15 protein-coding genes are annotated in these 14,235 nt (G+C 53.8%); 11 read left to right on the forward strand and 4 right to left on the reverse strand.

The annotated features are described in order from the left end of the window. Positions 1-92: 92 nt before the first annotated feature. Positions 93-989, forward strand: a complete 897-nt coding sequence (locus QOS10_RS03520) for a linear amide C-N hydrolase (protein WP_283593760.1) — start codon at positions 93-95, stop codon at positions 987-989. A 70-nt stretch (positions 990-1,059) separates the two neighbouring features. On the opposite strand, the gene yidA is transcribed toward QOS10_RS03520, so the two are convergent. Genes yidA through QOS10_RS03535 form a run of 3 tightly spaced genes read right to left on the reverse strand, consistent with a single transcriptional unit; the run spans position 1,060 to position 4,090 of the window. Beyond that, positions 1,060-1,887: a sugar-phosphatase gene (gene yidA, locus QOS10_RS03525; RefSeq protein ID WP_283593762.1), complete on the reverse strand. Its 828-nt coding sequence runs from the start codon at positions 1,885-1,887 to the stop codon at positions 1,060-1,062. Next, positions 1,887-3,263 (reverse strand): HD domain-containing protein, encoded by a 1,377-nt coding sequence (locus QOS10_RS03530; RefSeq protein ID WP_283593764.1) that lies wholly within the window; start codon positions 3,261-3,263, stop codon positions 1,887-1,889. Before QOS10_RS03530 ends, yidA begins: the two co-directional genes overlap by 1 nt. A gap of 5 nt (positions 3,264-3,268) precedes the next feature. After that, positions 3,269-4,090 (reverse strand): lipoate--protein ligase family protein, encoded by an 822-nt coding sequence (locus tag QOS10_RS03535; protein ID WP_283593765.1) that lies wholly within the window; start codon positions 4,088-4,090, stop codon positions 3,269-3,271. A 119-nt stretch (positions 4,091-4,209) separates the two neighbouring features. Between QOS10_RS03535 and QOS10_RS03540 the strand changes: the two genes are divergently transcribed. The 8 genes from QOS10_RS03540 to QOS10_RS03575 all read left to right on the forward strand — a co-directional run bounded on the left by QOS10_RS03540 (position 4,210) and on the right by QOS10_RS03575 (position 11,986). After that, positions 4,210-4,602 carry a DUF1934 domain-containing protein gene (locus tag QOS10_RS03540; RefSeq protein WP_283593817.1) on the forward strand — a complete coding sequence of 131 codons (393 nt, stop codon included), beginning with the start codon at positions 4,210-4,212 and terminating at the stop codon, positions 4,600-4,602. Positions 4,603-4,647: 45 nt separating this feature from the next. Further along, positions 4,648-5,202: a DNA-directed RNA polymerase subunit delta gene (rpoE, locus tag QOS10_RS03545; RefSeq protein WP_283593766.1), complete on the forward strand. Its 555-nt coding sequence runs from the start codon at positions 4,648-4,650 to the stop codon at positions 5,200-5,202. A 177-nt stretch (positions 5,203-5,379) separates the two neighbouring features. Continuing rightward, positions 5,380-6,990, forward strand: a complete 1,611-nt coding sequence (locus QOS10_RS03550) for a CTP synthase (RefSeq protein WP_283593767.1) — start codon at positions 5,380-5,382, stop codon at positions 6,988-6,990. 312 nt (positions 6,991-7,302) lie between these two features. Next, entirely contained in the window at positions 7,303-8,583 is a 1,281-nt protein-coding gene (locus tag QOS10_RS03555) for a UDP-N-acetylglucosamine 1-carboxyvinyltransferase (RefSeq protein WP_283593769.1), read from the forward strand. A 93-nt stretch (positions 8,584-8,676) separates the two neighbouring features. After that, a complete protein-coding gene (locus QOS10_RS03560; RefSeq protein ID WP_003714015.1) occupies positions 8,677-8,922 on the forward strand; it encodes a type B 50S ribosomal protein L31 in 246 nt (81 codons plus the stop codon). Between the two features lie 116 nt (positions 8,923-9,038). Further along, positions 9,039-10,346, forward strand: a complete 1,308-nt coding sequence (locus QOS10_RS03565) for a PTS sugar transporter subunit IIC (protein ID WP_283593770.1) — start codon at positions 9,039-9,041, stop codon at positions 10,344-10,346. Next, on the forward strand, positions 10,339-11,229 hold the full coding sequence (locus QOS10_RS03570) for an alpha/beta hydrolase (protein WP_283593772.1): 891 nt from the start codon (positions 10,339-10,341) through the stop codon (positions 11,227-11,229). Before QOS10_RS03565 ends, QOS10_RS03570 begins: the two co-directional genes overlap by 8 nt. Positions 11,230-11,278: 49 nt before the next feature. After that, the gene (locus QOS10_RS03575; RefSeq protein ID WP_283593773.1) at positions 11,279-11,986 is read left to right on the forward strand and encodes a class A sortase; all 708 of its coding nucleotides are present in this window, start codon (positions 11,279-11,281) and stop codon (positions 11,984-11,986) included. 52 nt (positions 11,987-12,038) lie between these two features. Here QOS10_RS03575 and QOS10_RS03580 read toward each other — a convergent pair whose 3' ends face one another. Next, positions 12,039-12,506 carry a low molecular weight protein-tyrosine-phosphatase gene (locus tag QOS10_RS03580; protein ID WP_283593774.1) on the reverse strand — a complete coding sequence of 156 codons (468 nt, stop codon included), beginning with the start codon at positions 12,504-12,506 and terminating at the stop codon, positions 12,039-12,041. 134 nt (positions 12,507-12,640) lie between these two features. On the opposite strand from QOS10_RS03580, the gene QOS10_RS03585 reads away from it, so the two are divergent. Together QOS10_RS03585 and htpX are read left to right on the forward strand one after the other, a co-directional pair. Then, complete coding sequence (locus tag QOS10_RS03585) at positions 12,641-13,201, forward strand: LemA family protein (protein WP_283593776.1); 561 nt, start codon at positions 12,641-12,643, stop codon at positions 13,199-13,201. 13 nt (positions 13,202-13,214) lie between these two features. Beyond that, complete coding sequence (gene htpX, locus QOS10_RS03590) at positions 13,215-14,111, forward strand: zinc metalloprotease HtpX (protein WP_283593777.1); 897 nt, start codon at positions 13,215-13,217, stop codon at positions 14,109-14,111. Positions 14,112-14,235: the final 124 nt, after the last annotated feature.

Below are 14,235 nucleotides of genomic sequence, written 5' to 3' on the forward strand. Positions count from 1 at the left end.
ACCGCCGTATACGGATCCGTACGTACGGTGGTGTGAGAGGTCGGTAATTGAAATAATCAATTACCTCCTACTCGATTAGGGGGGTAGTGTTGATGTGTACTGTGATGACAATTGACCAGGAGCATTTACTCGGACGGACGATGGACTTCCCGCCGCGGACACCCTGGCACCTGACCTACCTGCCGCAGGGGTATCGCTGGCGGCCGGCCGAGATGCCCACTGAGTACCGTAACCGACGGGCCCTGCTCGGGGGAATGCGGGTGGTTGATGGTCACTACCTGGTCGGGGACGGGGTCAACGATGCGGGCCTAGCCATGGCAGAACTCTTCTTCCCGGTCGAGGCTGATTATCCAGTCGCTGCCCAAGTCGGCACCCGCGGCCTGACCCCGCAGGACTTCATTATGTGGGCGTTGGGGGTCCATGCCACGGTCGAGGAGCTGGCGGCCGACCTTGACCAGGTGACGGTGGTTGACGCGCGATGGTACGATCACCAGCGCTACCCCTTTCACTGGCTGGTGATGGATGCAACGGGGACCTATGTGATTGAACCTTTAGGCGACCGCCTCCATGTCCGGGCTAACCCGCTGGCGGTCTTCACCAACACGCCGTCTTTGGACGAGCAGGCTGAACGGCTCGCTGCCTACCTCAACCAGCCGATCACGGCGAGCGCTGCCCAGCTGATTGTGGCGGCCGCAACGACGAACCGTCCGCTGCTCACCGGAGGGAATTCAGTAGACCGGTTTATCAAGGCCGCTATCTGTCGGTGGCGTCAGTCTCCACGGAGCGTGGCGGAGTTGCACGACTTTCTGCAAGAGGTGACGGTGCCGCACACCCCGGCCCATGCCCACAACTATACTCACTACCAGGCCGTCATCGACCTTGCCAAACGGCAGTATGACTTCCATGACCTGCACTCGGGAGCACTGGTCAGTCATAGCCTGCCGGGATTGATGCGGGAAATTCCGACGATGCCCCAGCGGTTTGTGTGACTTACGTAATAAAAAATCGGCGAGCACAGAAATTTAGATCAGTGCTCGCCGATTAGTTTTTCTTAAGTAATTATTCTTCACCAAAGACGTACTTGTTGACAGCCTCAGCGACCCCGTCGTGATTGTTGTCGGCGACGGTGACGTCAGCGATCTTCAAGGTTTCAGGAACTGAGTTGCCCATTGCCGCCCCGATGCCGGCAAATTCGATCATCGAGTTGTCATTTTGGGCATTCCCTAAGGCCATCACCTCATCCTGCTCGATCCCCAACTGGTCGCTCAAGGTCTTCAAGGTCTTACCCTTGCTGGCGCTTGGGTGCATGAACTCCAGGTAGAAGTCTTCGCTGCGGACGATTGAGAAACGATCACGCAGGTTCTGCGGCAGACTAGCCAGGGCCGAGTCAATCTTGGCCTTTTCGTCGACCATCATGGCCTTGGCGACGATGTACTGGTCATGTTCCCGGGCCATCTCATCCATTGACCGGTAGCGGATCGGCATGTTGACCAGGCCCGACTCGTAGACGGTGTACTTGCTGAGGTTCTGGTTGGTGGTGTAGATGTAGTCCCGGGTTTCGATCTGGGAGTGGACCCCCTGCTTAAGGCAGTAGTTCTCCCAGTCGGCGTAGTCAGCAAAGGCGATGCTGTGGTTGATGATGACGTTGCCGCTGGTCGACTGGGCCAGCCCGCCGTTGAAACTGATCACGTACTCGTCATCCTGGTCAGCCACGCCAAGTTCCTTGAGGTAGGCGGCCACCCCAGTCATGGGCCGCCCGGTGCAGAGGACGACCTTCACACCGGCCGCCGTGGCCTTCTTGAGGGCGGCCGCTGTCTTGGGGGTGATTTGCCGCTGGTCATTGATCAGGGTACCGTCGATATCGATTGCAACTAGTTTGATTGCCATTATTTTTCCTCCTCGGGGTTAATGATGTGGTTGTTTTGAATGTAACTCTGGAATTTCTCATAGATCGGCTCAAAAATCTCAATACTCTGCTGACTCTGGAGCATCTCCTTGGGGAAGAAGAAACGCTGGTCCCCGGCTTCCCGGCCCGAAACACTCGCCACCAGGGTGCTGACCTGAGACAGTTCAATGAACTCGCCGTTGGGCTGGACCAGTTCAATCTGGGTCTGCGGCTTGGAGGCCTTCGGGTTATAAGTGTCGTAGGGGAGCTTGAAGCTATCGTTGACGGCCGTGTAGTAGCGCTCGTCGAAACCGGCTGTTTGGATCAGGTTGCGCAGAGTCGGCAACAGGTCAGCCGTCTGCTGGTCATAGATTGCTGACTTGAAAGGCCGACGGTTCATGAAGCGGTTGGCCAGGTCGTTTAAGATATCGTCGCTGGAGTGGGTCCAGTGGTTGAAGTAGGTGGTCAGCACCCCGTCGTCGAGAGCCAGGTAGTCATCGAGGGTGAAGCGTTTGTTGAAAAACGGCATCAGCATGTAAGGGGTGAAGCTGGGTTCGAACTCGTTGGGGTGCTCGTAGATGTGCTTGGCCCGCATCAGCAGGTGGTCAAGGATGACTTCCATTGACCGGGAAACCGGGTGGAAGTAGACCTGCAAATACATCTGCAGCCGGCTGATGATGTAGTCTTCAACGGCGTGCATCCCCGAGATCTCAAAGGCGATCCCGTCCTTGACCGGCCGCATAACGTGCAGGACCCGATCGAGGTCGAATTTGCCGTAGTTGGTCCCGGTGTAGTAGGAATCGCGCTGGAGATAGTCCATCCGATCGGCGTCAACCTGGCTGGAGATCATCTGGACGACCTGCTTATTCGGGTAGGTGTGGTCGATCACGCTGGCCACCTGGTGGGGGAAGTCAGGCGAAACTCGCTGGAGAATCTTGTTGATGTTGGTCTCGGGACTGGTGATCAGCTGGCGGGTGATCTGCTCGTGGTTGGTGTGGAAGATGTGCTCAAAGGTGTGCGAGTATGGGCCGTGGCCGAGGTCGTGCAGCAGGGCCGCACAGAGGGCCACGGGCCGTTGCCGATCGTCCCAAAGTCCATCCCCGGGCTGCTTGCTTGGGTAATTGCGCTGGAAATTGTTGCACATCTGCCGGGTGATCTCATAGACCCCTAGGCAGTGGCCAAAGCGGGAGTGCTCGGCCCCGTGAAAGGTGAACGAGGAGGTGCCCAGCTGCTTAACCCGCCGGAGCCGCTGAAACTCAGGGGTGTTGATGAGGTCCATGATAATCTGGTTGTCGACGATAATCTGCCCGTGGATGGGGTCGCGGAAGACCTTCTCGCGGGGCAGCTTTTCTTCGTTGAAGCGTTCAAATTGTTCCACGTGGATCACTCCTTATCGAGTCGTTCCTGCAGGCGGGTCATGGCCGTCAGTTCATCGTTGGCGAGTTTGATGAATGAACCAGACCAGGTGAGCTGGTGGAAATCGTCCTGGCCATGATCGGGGAAGACGTTTAAGAGGCGCTGCTTGGTCTGCGTAACGGTGAGCGGCTGGTGGAGCAGGTCGGCCAATGTCGTCATGGCGGTTGGCCAGATGTCAGGGAAGTGCCACTTGTTGTCAACATCCTGAAGACCACGGGTGTAGAAATCACGGATGAGTTCGCCCCGGGCCATTTGGTTGCCGCTGACACTCAGGTAGAGCATCACGACAACTCCCGCGGAATTGCGCCGCTGTGAGATGCCCCCGATCTTTTGCTGGTTGACACTCAGATCAAAGCTGCCGGGACAATAGGAGTGGGTGATCTCACCGGTCTCAATGGTTAATTCCGGGAAAGCCTTGGCGACGACCTCTTCCATCCGCTGGTAGGCCTCATCAATGGTCAGCTGGTGATCTTCCAGGTGCCAGGGGAAGAAGAGGGAGAAGTTGAGGACCCCGCTGTCACTGACGACCGCCAGTCCCCCGGAGTTACGCATGAAGTAATGGTGCTGGCGATCATGGAGGAAACTGAGGGCGTCCTTGAGGTGGGGCAGCCGCTGGTCCTTAAGGCCAAGGATGACTGAGTCCTGAAGGGTCCAGAAGTGGAGCAGGGGAGCCGTGAACTGTTCGCTTGACCGCAGGAGAGCATTGGTGTAGGCAAACGAAGTCAGGTTATTGGCTGGCAGTAGTGGTTGATCGAAGTATTCAACGTGTTGTTGGGTAAAATTTTGCATAGGCTAACTTCTTTTCTTTAATATTATGTACAGTCTATTATACTAAATATGGTAGGTAAATATTAGTATTCACGAAAGAAGGAATTGTTATTAAGAAAAAGGTACCAGTAAAGGTCAGCCTGAAGACGACCATGGAACAGGATGGCCAGCAGGAAACGTTCCAGTTTGAAGAGGACGGCGAGTTTATCGTCCTAAACAATAAGTACTACCTGCGTTACCTGGAGCACCAGAACGGCCAAGCTACCCCGGTGCAATTCCGCCTCGACGATGAAGAAGTCCATATCCGCCGGCAGGGGACCACGGAAACCTGGCTCGTCTTTGATCAGGAGCAGCCGACGATTACCCGTTACCGGACGGAATATGGGGTGATGCAGCTGCGGGTGGTTACAAGTCAACTGGATAAGGACTTGGACCCGGTCACCCCGGCAGGCCGTTTATCTTTGCATTACCGACTCCAGGGCGGCGGCCAGGAAATTGGAAGTTACCAAATTGAATTGCATTTTGCGGCCTAGTATTGTAAGATGTAGTTTAGACTTTTTGAAGGGATGTGCACCAATTTGGATTTAAAGGTTTTTGACGGCCAAGACAAATCAGAGCTTTCAATGATTGAAGTAGCACACGCTATTTTGGCTGATCACGGTGAGGCAATGGCGTTTGTTGACTTAACCAACGAGGTTCAGCAATACTTGGGTAAGAGTGATGAGGAAATTCGTGAACGGCTCGCCCAATTCTATACTGATTTGAACATTGACGGCAGTTTTATTTCCCTTGGTGACAATACCTGGGGTCTGCGGGCATGGTACCCATACGAATCGATCGATGAAGCCACGGTTGGTGAAAACGAAGACGACGAGGACCGGCCAAAGAAGAAGCGTCGTAAGGTTAACGCCTTCTTGGCAGACTCCGATGATGACGACGATGTGATCGACTACGACAACGATGATCCAGAAGACGAGGATCTCGATGACACTGATGATGATAACAACGATGAGGACGATTACGACGCCGATAATGATGACTACAGCGACGACGATGACGATCTTGACGATGGTATTGAAGGTCAACTGTCTGAACTGAATGACGAAGAAGACGATGACGAGGACGACGAATAAAATCTGGCGGTGAACGCTTGACTATTTATCGCGGACCTTGTATTATCTTTCTTGGGCGCCTGTATTACAGGCCAATCGTTCGTAAATAGTTAAAGCTCCCTGTTTCAACTGAAATGGGGAGCTTTTTATTTATTAATGAGCCCACGCAAATATTTTAATTAAGGAGTAGAAAACGCAATGACGAAATACATTTTTGTAACCGGTGGGGTTGTTTCATCACTAGGAAAAGGGATCGTTGCTGCATCCCTTGGCCGTCTCTTGAAAAACCGGGGCTTGAAAGTGGCCATTCAGAAGTTTGACCCATACATCAACGTGGACCCGGGGACGATGAGCCCATACCAACACGGGGAAGTCTTCGTTACCGATGACGGAACGGAAACCGACCTGGACCTCGGTCACTACGAGCGGTTTATTGATAACGACTTGAACAAGTATTCCAACGTCACCACGGGGAAGATCTACTCCGAAGTATTGAAGAAGGAACGGCGGGGCGACTACCTTGGCCGGACTGTTCAGGTAATTCCGCACATCACCAATGCCATCAAGGACAAGATCAAGCGGGCCGGTGAGAGTAAGGATGCTGAAGTGGTCATCACGGAAATCGGGGGGACCGTTGGGGACATCGAATCCCAGCCATTCATGGAGGCCATCCGGCAGATGAAGGAAGAAGTCGGTGCCGACAACGTCTTATATATCCACACGACCCTGGTTCCTTACCTGCGGGCCGCTGGTGAGATGAAGACGAAGCCAACCCAGCACAGTGTTCGTGAACTGCGGGGTCTGGGAATCCAGCCGAACATCCTGGTAGTGCGGACGGAAAAGCCGATCACGGACGAGATGCGGAACAAGATTGCCCTCTTCTGTGACGTTGATCCGAAGGCCGTTATCGAATCCCTGGATGTTAACACCCTCTATGAGATCCCGTTGAACTTGCAAAAGCAGGGGATGGACCAGTTAGTTGTCGACCACTTCGGCCTGGATGTCCCAGTTGCCGATATGCGGGACTGGACCAACATGGTTGACCACATCGAAAACGGCCTGACCAAGACGATCAAGATCGCCATGGTCGGCAAGTACACCGACCTGCAGGATGCCTACATCTCTGTTAATGAGGCCTTGCGGCACGCCGGCTACCCGGTTGATGCCAAGGTTAAGATCGACCACTTCAACGCCGAACACATCAACGAGGACAACGTGGCTGATACCCTGAAGGACTACGATGGAATCCTGGTTCCTGGTGGTTTCGGTAACCGGGGTGTTGAAGGAATGATCACCGCCATCAAGTACGCCCGGGAAAATGATGTTCCTTACCTGGGAATCTGCCTGGGGATGCAGACCGCCTGCATTGAATTTGCGCGGGACGTGCTGGGTTACAAGGATGCCAACTCCACCGAGTTTGACCCGAACACCAAGCACAATATCATCGACCTGATGGCTGACCAGGAAGATGTTGAGAACATGGGTGGTACGCAACGCCTGGGTGCCTACCCATGCAAGCTGAAGGCCGGGACGGTTGCTGCGGCGGCTTATGACAACCAGTCAATGATCAGTGAACGGCACCGTCACCGTTACGAATTCAACAACGCTTACCGTCAAGAAATGGAAGACCACGGCCTGGTTGTTTCCGGGATCAACCCCGACCGCAACCTGGTTGAAGTGGTTGAACTGCCGGACAAGAAGTTCTTCGTGGCTGCGCAATACCACCCAGAATTCAAGTCACGGCCAAACCACCCCGAAGGCCTCTTCAAGGCATTCATCAAGGCGGCCGTTGACAATCACGAAGCATAATTTAACTGTCTTTAACGGGTAAGACACGAAAACAAAATCAAGGGCTGGGGCCAATCATTGACTGACCACAGCCCTTAATCATTCCCCGGGAAATTATAATGATTCTAAGCGAAAACGGTTGCGTGGCGGCCTAAAATAAGAATAAATTAGACCAGGCTTTTAATTTCCTTAAGATTATTTAGAAAAGGTTGTAATTTAGTGAATATTTCATTATCATTACAGTTGACTGTTTTATAACTAAAATAATCACTAACTAAATTTAAATTAAAAACCTAAAAACCAATTAAGTATTTTAAGCGAGGAAACACAGAAATGAAAAGAATGATCATTCAAGGAGGAAACCGACTTTCGGGTGAAGTCACCATCGGCGGTGCCAAGAACAGCACCGTTGCCTTAATCCCAGCAGCAATCTTAGCCGACACGCCAGTGCAATTTGATACCGTGCCGGATATCTTGGATGTTCACAATTTGATGATTATCTTAAAGTCGATGAACGTTAAGTCTAAGTTCAGTCACGGGGTCTTAGACATTGACCCAACCCAAATTGTGGAAGCCGAATTGCCAAGCAAGGCAATCAAGAGCTTACGGGCATCCTATTACTTCATGGGCGCACTACTGGGCCGCTTTCACCGGGCAACCCTGACTTTCCCGGGTGGCGATAACATTGGACCGCGGCCAATCGACCAGCACCTGAAGGCCTTCAAGGCAATGGGGGCTGAGGTCAGTGAAGAGGGCGGCACCGTCCACCTCGATGCTACTAAGAACGGACTTCACGGGGCCCGGGTCTTCCTGGATATGGTATCCGTGGGGGCCACGATCAATGCCATCCTGGCCGCTGTGCGCGCTGATGGGACCACCATCATTGAAAACGCCGCCCGTGAACCGGAGATTATTGACCTGGCAACCTTCTTGAACAACATGGGGGCCAAGGTGCGGGGCGCCGGGACCGGGACCATCCGGATCACCGGGGTCAACACCCTGCAATCCATGAACACTCATACGATTATCGCCGACCGGATCGAGACTGGGACCTACCTGTCACTGGCAGCGGCTCTTGGTGACGGGATCATGATTCATAACGTGATTCCAGAACACCTGGAGTCCTTCACCAGTAAGATGATCGAAATGGGCGTTGACCTACAGATCGATAGTGACAAGATCTTTGTTCCCAAGGTAACCCACCTCAAGGGCATCCACGTTAAGACCTTGCCATTCCCTGGTTTTGCGACTGACCTTCAACAACCATTGACGCCGTTGCTTTCTCTGGCTGACGGGGACAGCACGATTGTGGACACCATCTACCCAAAGCGGGTTAAGCACGTCCCAGAACTGCAGAAGATGGGCATGAACATCGAAGCCCATGACGGTACCATCATCGTCAAGCACACGGACCACCTGCACGGCACCAATGTCGAGGCCGGTGAAATCCGTGCCGGGGCGGCCCTCACCATTGCCGGCTTGATGGCTGACGGCACGACCGTGATCAACAATGCAGGGAACATCCTGCGGGGCTACGACCGGATCGTCTGGAAGCTGAACCGGCTGCACGCCAATGTGGCAATTGAGGACGATTCATCCGTAAAAATCGACTAAGCTGTTGCGTAGAAGTTCAATCCGTGTTATTCTGTTAGGGTTGATTATCTATGTTTCAGGCAATGATTCATGGCAAAAGGAGCGTATTAAATTATGAAACAAGGAATTCATCCAGATTACCATCCAGTAGTATTTGAAGACTCATCTACTGGTTACAAGTTCATTTCTGGTTCTACTGCTACTTCTAAGGAAACCATCAAGTGGGAAGACGGCAACGAATACCCACTGATCCGGGTTGAAGTTACTTCCGACTCACACCCATTCTACACTGGTAAGCAAAAGTTTACCCAAGCCGATGGTGCGGTCGACAAGTTCAACAAGAAGTACGGCCTCAAGTAATCACTATGGTTACTTCCCAAAAGCGTCCTGCAATTGCGGGACGCTTTTTTTGTGTTTAAATGCCGTACTTTAGCGGTATAATCGGTGGGAAGAATTTTCCTAAAACGGGTGGTTAAATGCAGTCGAAAGTCGTTAATAGTTTTGTTCGTTTCAATCGCTGGCCGTTCATTCAGGTCGTCCGGCAAACCTTGGTGGTCCTCTTCCCGGTGACCCTGCTGGGATCTTTGGCCCGGCTCGTGGTCAAGAGCTTCCTGGACCCCAATGGTTTCTTCTATAACATCTTGGGGATCGGTGCTTGGCTGCCGTTAGTTTGGCTACGGACCCTGCAGTTTGTCTTCACCAGTGTCACCCAGATCTTTTTCAACCTGCTGGGGGTGCTGGCCTGCTTCATCTGTGCCTACAACACGGCCCGCTTTTACCGCAAGGACGCCCAGATGGCAGGGGTCACCGGTATGTTTGCCCTCTTGCTGGTTGCCTACCACTATGGCCGTAATCCGCAGATGCCGATCAATTTCCACATGGCCCTGCTCGGCGGGAAAAGCCTCCTGCTGACGCTGCTGATCGGCTACGGGGTCGGTCAGCTCTTTCGGTGGAAGGGACCGGATCAGCTGGCGGTGAAGACGGTTACCTGGCTGAATGTACGTCGCCAGGCCTTTGCCTCCTTATGGCCGCTTTCGGTCACCACCGTGCTGGCAATGCTGGTGTCTTTGGCAATTAATTCGGGGAGCTTTTACCGGGCCTACTCGCACACCTACACGGCCCTCGCTGCCGCCAGTCAGGAGCCGAAAAGTATCTGGACGGTTCTCTTGCTTTCCCTGGCCCTGGCAGCGCTGGACTGGCTCGGTCTCGGGATCCCGAGCAGCTACCGGGCCCCGCTGAACACGACCGCCTACATGGCCAACCTTAACTATGCGCTGGCCCATGGCAGTGCCTGGCACGTGCCCTATAAGTACCTTGGCAGCACCCTCTATAATTCCTTTGCCAACTTTGGCGGGGATGGTTTAGTCTTGGCCCTAATCGTGGCAATCCTGCTTTTTCCCGGCAGCACGAGCCTGCACCGGGTGGCCCGCTGGTCAGCAGTGCCGACGGTCTTCAACTTTGACTACAGCTCGCTGGTGGGGCTGCCGGTGATCCTGAACCCCGTCTTTCTGTTGCCGTTCATGCTCCTGCCGCTGGTCAATATTGCCATTGCGGCGGGGGTAACGGTCCTGGGATTGATTCCGGCAACGCCCTACCCGGTCCTGCTGGGGACACCGGGGCCCCTGATTGGCTTCCTAGCGACCAACGGGAACTGGGGCACCTTAGTCTTTACGATGCTGCTTTTGTTCCTGGATATTGCCCTGTATTTACCATTTGTCCGATTGAATTTCCAGGTCGAGGCTCAGTTAGCCACGGCCACATTAGGTGGTGAACATGATGCGTAGACTAAGCAAGCGGGTGACCCGGCGCAGTCGGCGGGTTTTATTGGGGTTGGTAGCGCTGATTGCCATCTTGGCTTTGCCGGCTTACTTCTGGATGAAGGATGCCAATGCCAACCTGGCTGCCCAGCGTAACTCCCGGATGTCGCCGGTAATCATGATTCCGGGCAGTTCGGCAACGATGAATCGTTTCAACCAGCTGGTTGACCTGCTGAATAAGCAGACCGACAAGAAACACAGCCTGTTGCGGCTTGAGGTCGAAAACAACGGGAAGATCAAGTCTTCTGGCTGGATCAACCGGGGTGACCAGGAGCCGATCATCGTGGTCGGCTTTGAGAATAACCGCGACGGCTACCAAAACATCAAGAAGCAGGTCAAGATGTTTAATGCAGCGTTTGAACTATTGGATGACAAGTACAACTTCAATAACTTCAAGGCTTTTGGGCATTCCAACGGGGGATTGATCTGGACCCTCTGGCTGGAGAAGTACTACCACCGGTACGACGACCGGATCACGATCAAGCGGCTGATGACCCTGGGGACGCCCTACAACTTTGCCGAAACGTCGATTAACCAGCCGACACAGATGTTCAACGACCTCGTTAAGGGCCGCAGGAAGATTCCGAAGAGCCTCGACGTCTATTCGGTTGCGGGAACGGAGAGCTATGATTCCGATGGGCTGGTTCCCGAGCAGAGTGTCGAGGCCGGCAAGTACATCTATCAGAAGCAGGTTAACCATTACACCACCATGACGGTGACTGGGAGCAAGGCCCAGCATTCCAGTCTGCCGCAGAACAAACAGATTGTTAACCTGATCAGCCACTACCTGCTGGACAGTGACCGGGAGCCTAAGCCGGATCCGGCCAGCCCAGAAAATAGCGGGAACTAGGCGGAAAAGTGTATACTAAGAGGCAGTAAATACGTGAGGGGGAGAAAACGTGAAAAAGAAGCAACATTCACGGGGATGGCTCCGTTGGGCGGCTGTTGTTGTGCTGCTTGTCATCTCGCTGTGTCTGATCTTCAACCAGCAGATCAAGGAGCACATGGTGGCTACCTACCGGCCGACGATCACCAAGCAGACGATCAAGCGGGATCGGCAGAAGAAGGCCACCTACAATTTCAGCGATGTTAAGGACCTGAACTTCCAGACGGTAGCCCGGGCCCGGGCCAAGAAACAGCCGATCAACATCATCGGGGAGATCACCGTTCCCGACATTAATATGACGATTCCGATTGCCAACGGTGTCAACAACACCACCCTGGCCCTGGCAGCCGGGACGATGCGGCCGGACATGCGGATGGGGCAGGGCAACTATGCGCTGGCTGGTCATAATATGGCCAACGGCAGCAAAATCCTGTTCTCACCGCTCTACTACCACGCCAAGGTCGGCCAGATGATCTACATCACCGACCTCAACCGGGTTTATGAATACCGGATCTACCAGCGGCAGTTCATTGACGCTACGGATGTCCAGGTGGTCAACGACACGCCGCAGAAGATCATTACCCTGATCACCTGTGATGCCACCGGTGCCCGGCGGCTGATGATTCGGGGAAACTTTGTCAAATCGGAGCTGTTCAAGCAGGCGCCGCAAAGGGTTCAGAAGAATTTCAGCACCAAGTACACAACTGGTCGTGCATCATAACACAAAAGCCATTACCAATCTCCATTAGCGGATCAATTGGCAATGGCTTTTTTTATGCTCGAAGCTGCTTTTTCATAATGTCGAGCCAGTATGGCAGGGCCGTGGCCAGACTCTGGTAAGTGTCCTCGAAACGGTGAGTGTACCAGGGGTCATCGATGGGTGTGTCCTCCTTGCCGGGCACTGGTTCATTAGCCATGTGGATCTTATTAACATCGTCCACTGGGGCCATCCGGCGGAGATTGTCGAGGTTCATGTCATCCATGCAGATGATGTAGTCCGCCTGGTCGAAGTCATGCCTGGTGATTGGCCGGGAGACTAGTCCCGCGGTCGGTAAATTATGCTGACGCATGATCTTTAAAGCGCCGGGGTGGGGGCCGTTCCCCTCTTCGTAGTCACTGGTTCCGGCCGAGTCGACGTGGATCTGATCAGCGAGCCCGGCTTTTTCAACCATCTGCTTAAACATTGCCTCAGCCATCGGTGACCGACAGATGTTGCCGAGGCAGACAAATAAAACGTTCATATATTGACACCTCACTTTGATCTCATAACTATCATACCGGAATTCGTAAGGATTTGCTAAGGAGGCAGCATGCTGATTTCTTTTGAATTGGGGATTTGGTAAAATAGTAGCAAATTGTCTAAGGAGAGATCGAAATGACATTAATTATCGTGATTGTGGTTATCGCGATTATCATCGGGATCTACATAGTGCTCTACAACAGTCTGGTCCAGCTCCGGGTCCATGCCCAGGAATCATGGAGTCAGATTGATGTTCAGCTGCAGCGGCGTAACGACCTGATCCCTAACCTGGTATCCACCGTCAAGGGTTACAGCAAGTACGAGGCTTCCACCCTGGAGAAGGTGACCCAGTTGCGGACGGAACTGGCCGGGGTTCCTGATGATGATCATGCCAAGAAGATGGAAGTTTCTAACGAATTGTCAGGGACGCTGAAGAGCCTCTTTGCGGTTTCCGAAAATTACCCGGACTTGAAGGCCAGCACTGAGTACCAGCAACTGATGGAGGAGCTGAGCAACACAGAAAACAAGATTGCCTACTCCCGTCAGCTGTATAACTCCACCGTGGCGGCGCTGGATGCCAAGATTCAGAGTTTCCCGAGCAACATCATCGCGAAGATCCACCACTTTACGGCGATGGAATACCTGCAGGTGCCGGCAGAGGCCCAAAACGTGCCCCACGTTTCGTTTGATGATTAGGGTGTGATCGCGGATGCTATACCAACAGATTGCCCGTAATAAGCGGAAAACGGTCCTGGTGATGTTTGGCTTCTTTCTACTGGTGGCACTGATCGGGGCGGCGATTGGCTACCTCTTCGCCCGGTCTGCGGTGTCAGGGATCATCATCGCCGGGGTGATTGCTATTATCTACATGTCCGTAATGATCGGTCAATCGACGGACGTAGTGATGAATATGAACAACGCCCGCGAGATTCATTCGGCCAGCGAGGCTCCGGAACTCTGGCACGTGGTCGAGGACATGGCGATGGTGGCGCAAGTCCCAATGCCGCGGGTCTTTATCATCAATGACCCCAGTCCCAATGCCTTTGCGACCGGAAACGACCCCCAGCACGCTGCCGTGGCGGCTACCACGGGCCTGCTCCAGATTATGGACCGCGAGGAGCTGGAGGGCGTGATGGGTCACGAGATGAGCCACGTGCGCAACTACGACATCCGCCTGCAGACGATCGCCTTGGCCCTGTCAGCCGCCATCTCCGTCCTGGTAAATTTTGCCGGGAACTTCTGGTGGCTCGGCGGTCGGGGGAGTGATCGCGACGACGATGATGCCGGTGGCGTTTTTGCCATCTTCGGTTCTATCCTGCTGATCATTCTGGCTCCGCTGGCGGCCACGATCGCCCAGATGGCCCTCTCGCGGAATCGGGAGTACCTGGCGGATGCCGGGTCGGTTGAGCTGACCCGCAACCCCCACGGTCTGATCTCGGCCTTAGAGAAGCTCAAGGGAGCCCAGCCGATGAAAGCGGCCGATCCGAACAGTTCAGCACTGTACATCAGCGACCCGGAGCGCAATGCCAAACACCGGCGCTTTGCCCACCTGTTTGACACGCACCCGCCGCTGGATGACCGGATCAAACGACTAGAGGAAATGTAATTAAAACGGGTGCGATAGGATTCAACCTACCGCGCCCGTTTTGTGTTGCAATTCGGTAACACATCCGCCTTTTAATCGCCTTTGTTAGGCGAGGGTGCTATAATTAATTAGCTAGACGAAAGTA

It is taken from the genome of Limosilactobacillus galli (genome assembly GCF_947381495.1).
Taxonomy (GTDB): domain Bacteria; phylum Bacillota; class Bacilli; order Lactobacillales; family Lactobacillaceae; genus Limosilactobacillus; species Limosilactobacillus galli.

What these genes read in the sequence shown, in the direction of transcription:
- QOS10_RS03520 (WP_283593760.1), top strand. Translation starts at nt 93, where the DNA reads ATGTGTACTGTGATGACAATTGACCAGGAGCATTTACTCGGACGGACG.
- yidA (WP_283593762.1), bottom strand. Translation starts at nt 1,887, where the DNA reads ATGGCAATCAAACTAGTTGCAATCGATATCGACGGTACCCTGATCAAT.
- QOS10_RS03535 (WP_283593765.1), bottom strand. Translation starts at nt 4,090, where the DNA reads ATGCAAAATTTTACCCAACAACACGTTGAATACTTCGATCAACCACTA.
- QOS10_RS03550 (WP_283593767.1), top strand. Translation starts at nt 5,380, where the DNA reads ATGACGAAATACATTTTTGTAACCGGTGGGGTTGTTTCATCACTAGGA.
- QOS10_RS03555 (WP_283593769.1), top strand. Translation starts at nt 7,303, where the DNA reads ATGAAAAGAATGATCATTCAAGGAGGAAACCGACTTTCGGGTGAAGTC.
- QOS10_RS03560 (WP_003714015.1), top strand. Translation starts at nt 8,677, where the DNA reads ATGAAACAAGGAATTCATCCAGATTACCATCCAGTAGTATTTGAAGAC.
- QOS10_RS03565 (WP_283593770.1), top strand. Translation starts at nt 9,039, where the DNA reads ATGCAGTCGAAAGTCGTTAATAGTTTTGTTCGTTTCAATCGCTGGCCG.
- QOS10_RS03570 (WP_283593772.1), top strand. Translation starts at nt 10,339, where the DNA reads ATGCGTAGACTAAGCAAGCGGGTGACCCGGCGCAGTCGGCGGGTTTTA.
- QOS10_RS03580 (WP_283593774.1), bottom strand. Translation starts at nt 12,506, where the DNA reads ATGAACGTTTTATTTGTCTGCCTCGGCAACATCTGTCGGTCACCGATG.
- QOS10_RS03585 (WP_283593776.1), top strand. Translation starts at nt 12,641, where the DNA reads ATGACATTAATTATCGTGATTGTGGTTATCGCGATTATCATCGGGATC.
- htpX (WP_283593777.1), top strand. Translation starts at nt 13,215, where the DNA reads ATGCTATACCAACAGATTGCCCGTAATAAGCGGAAAACGGTCCTGGTG.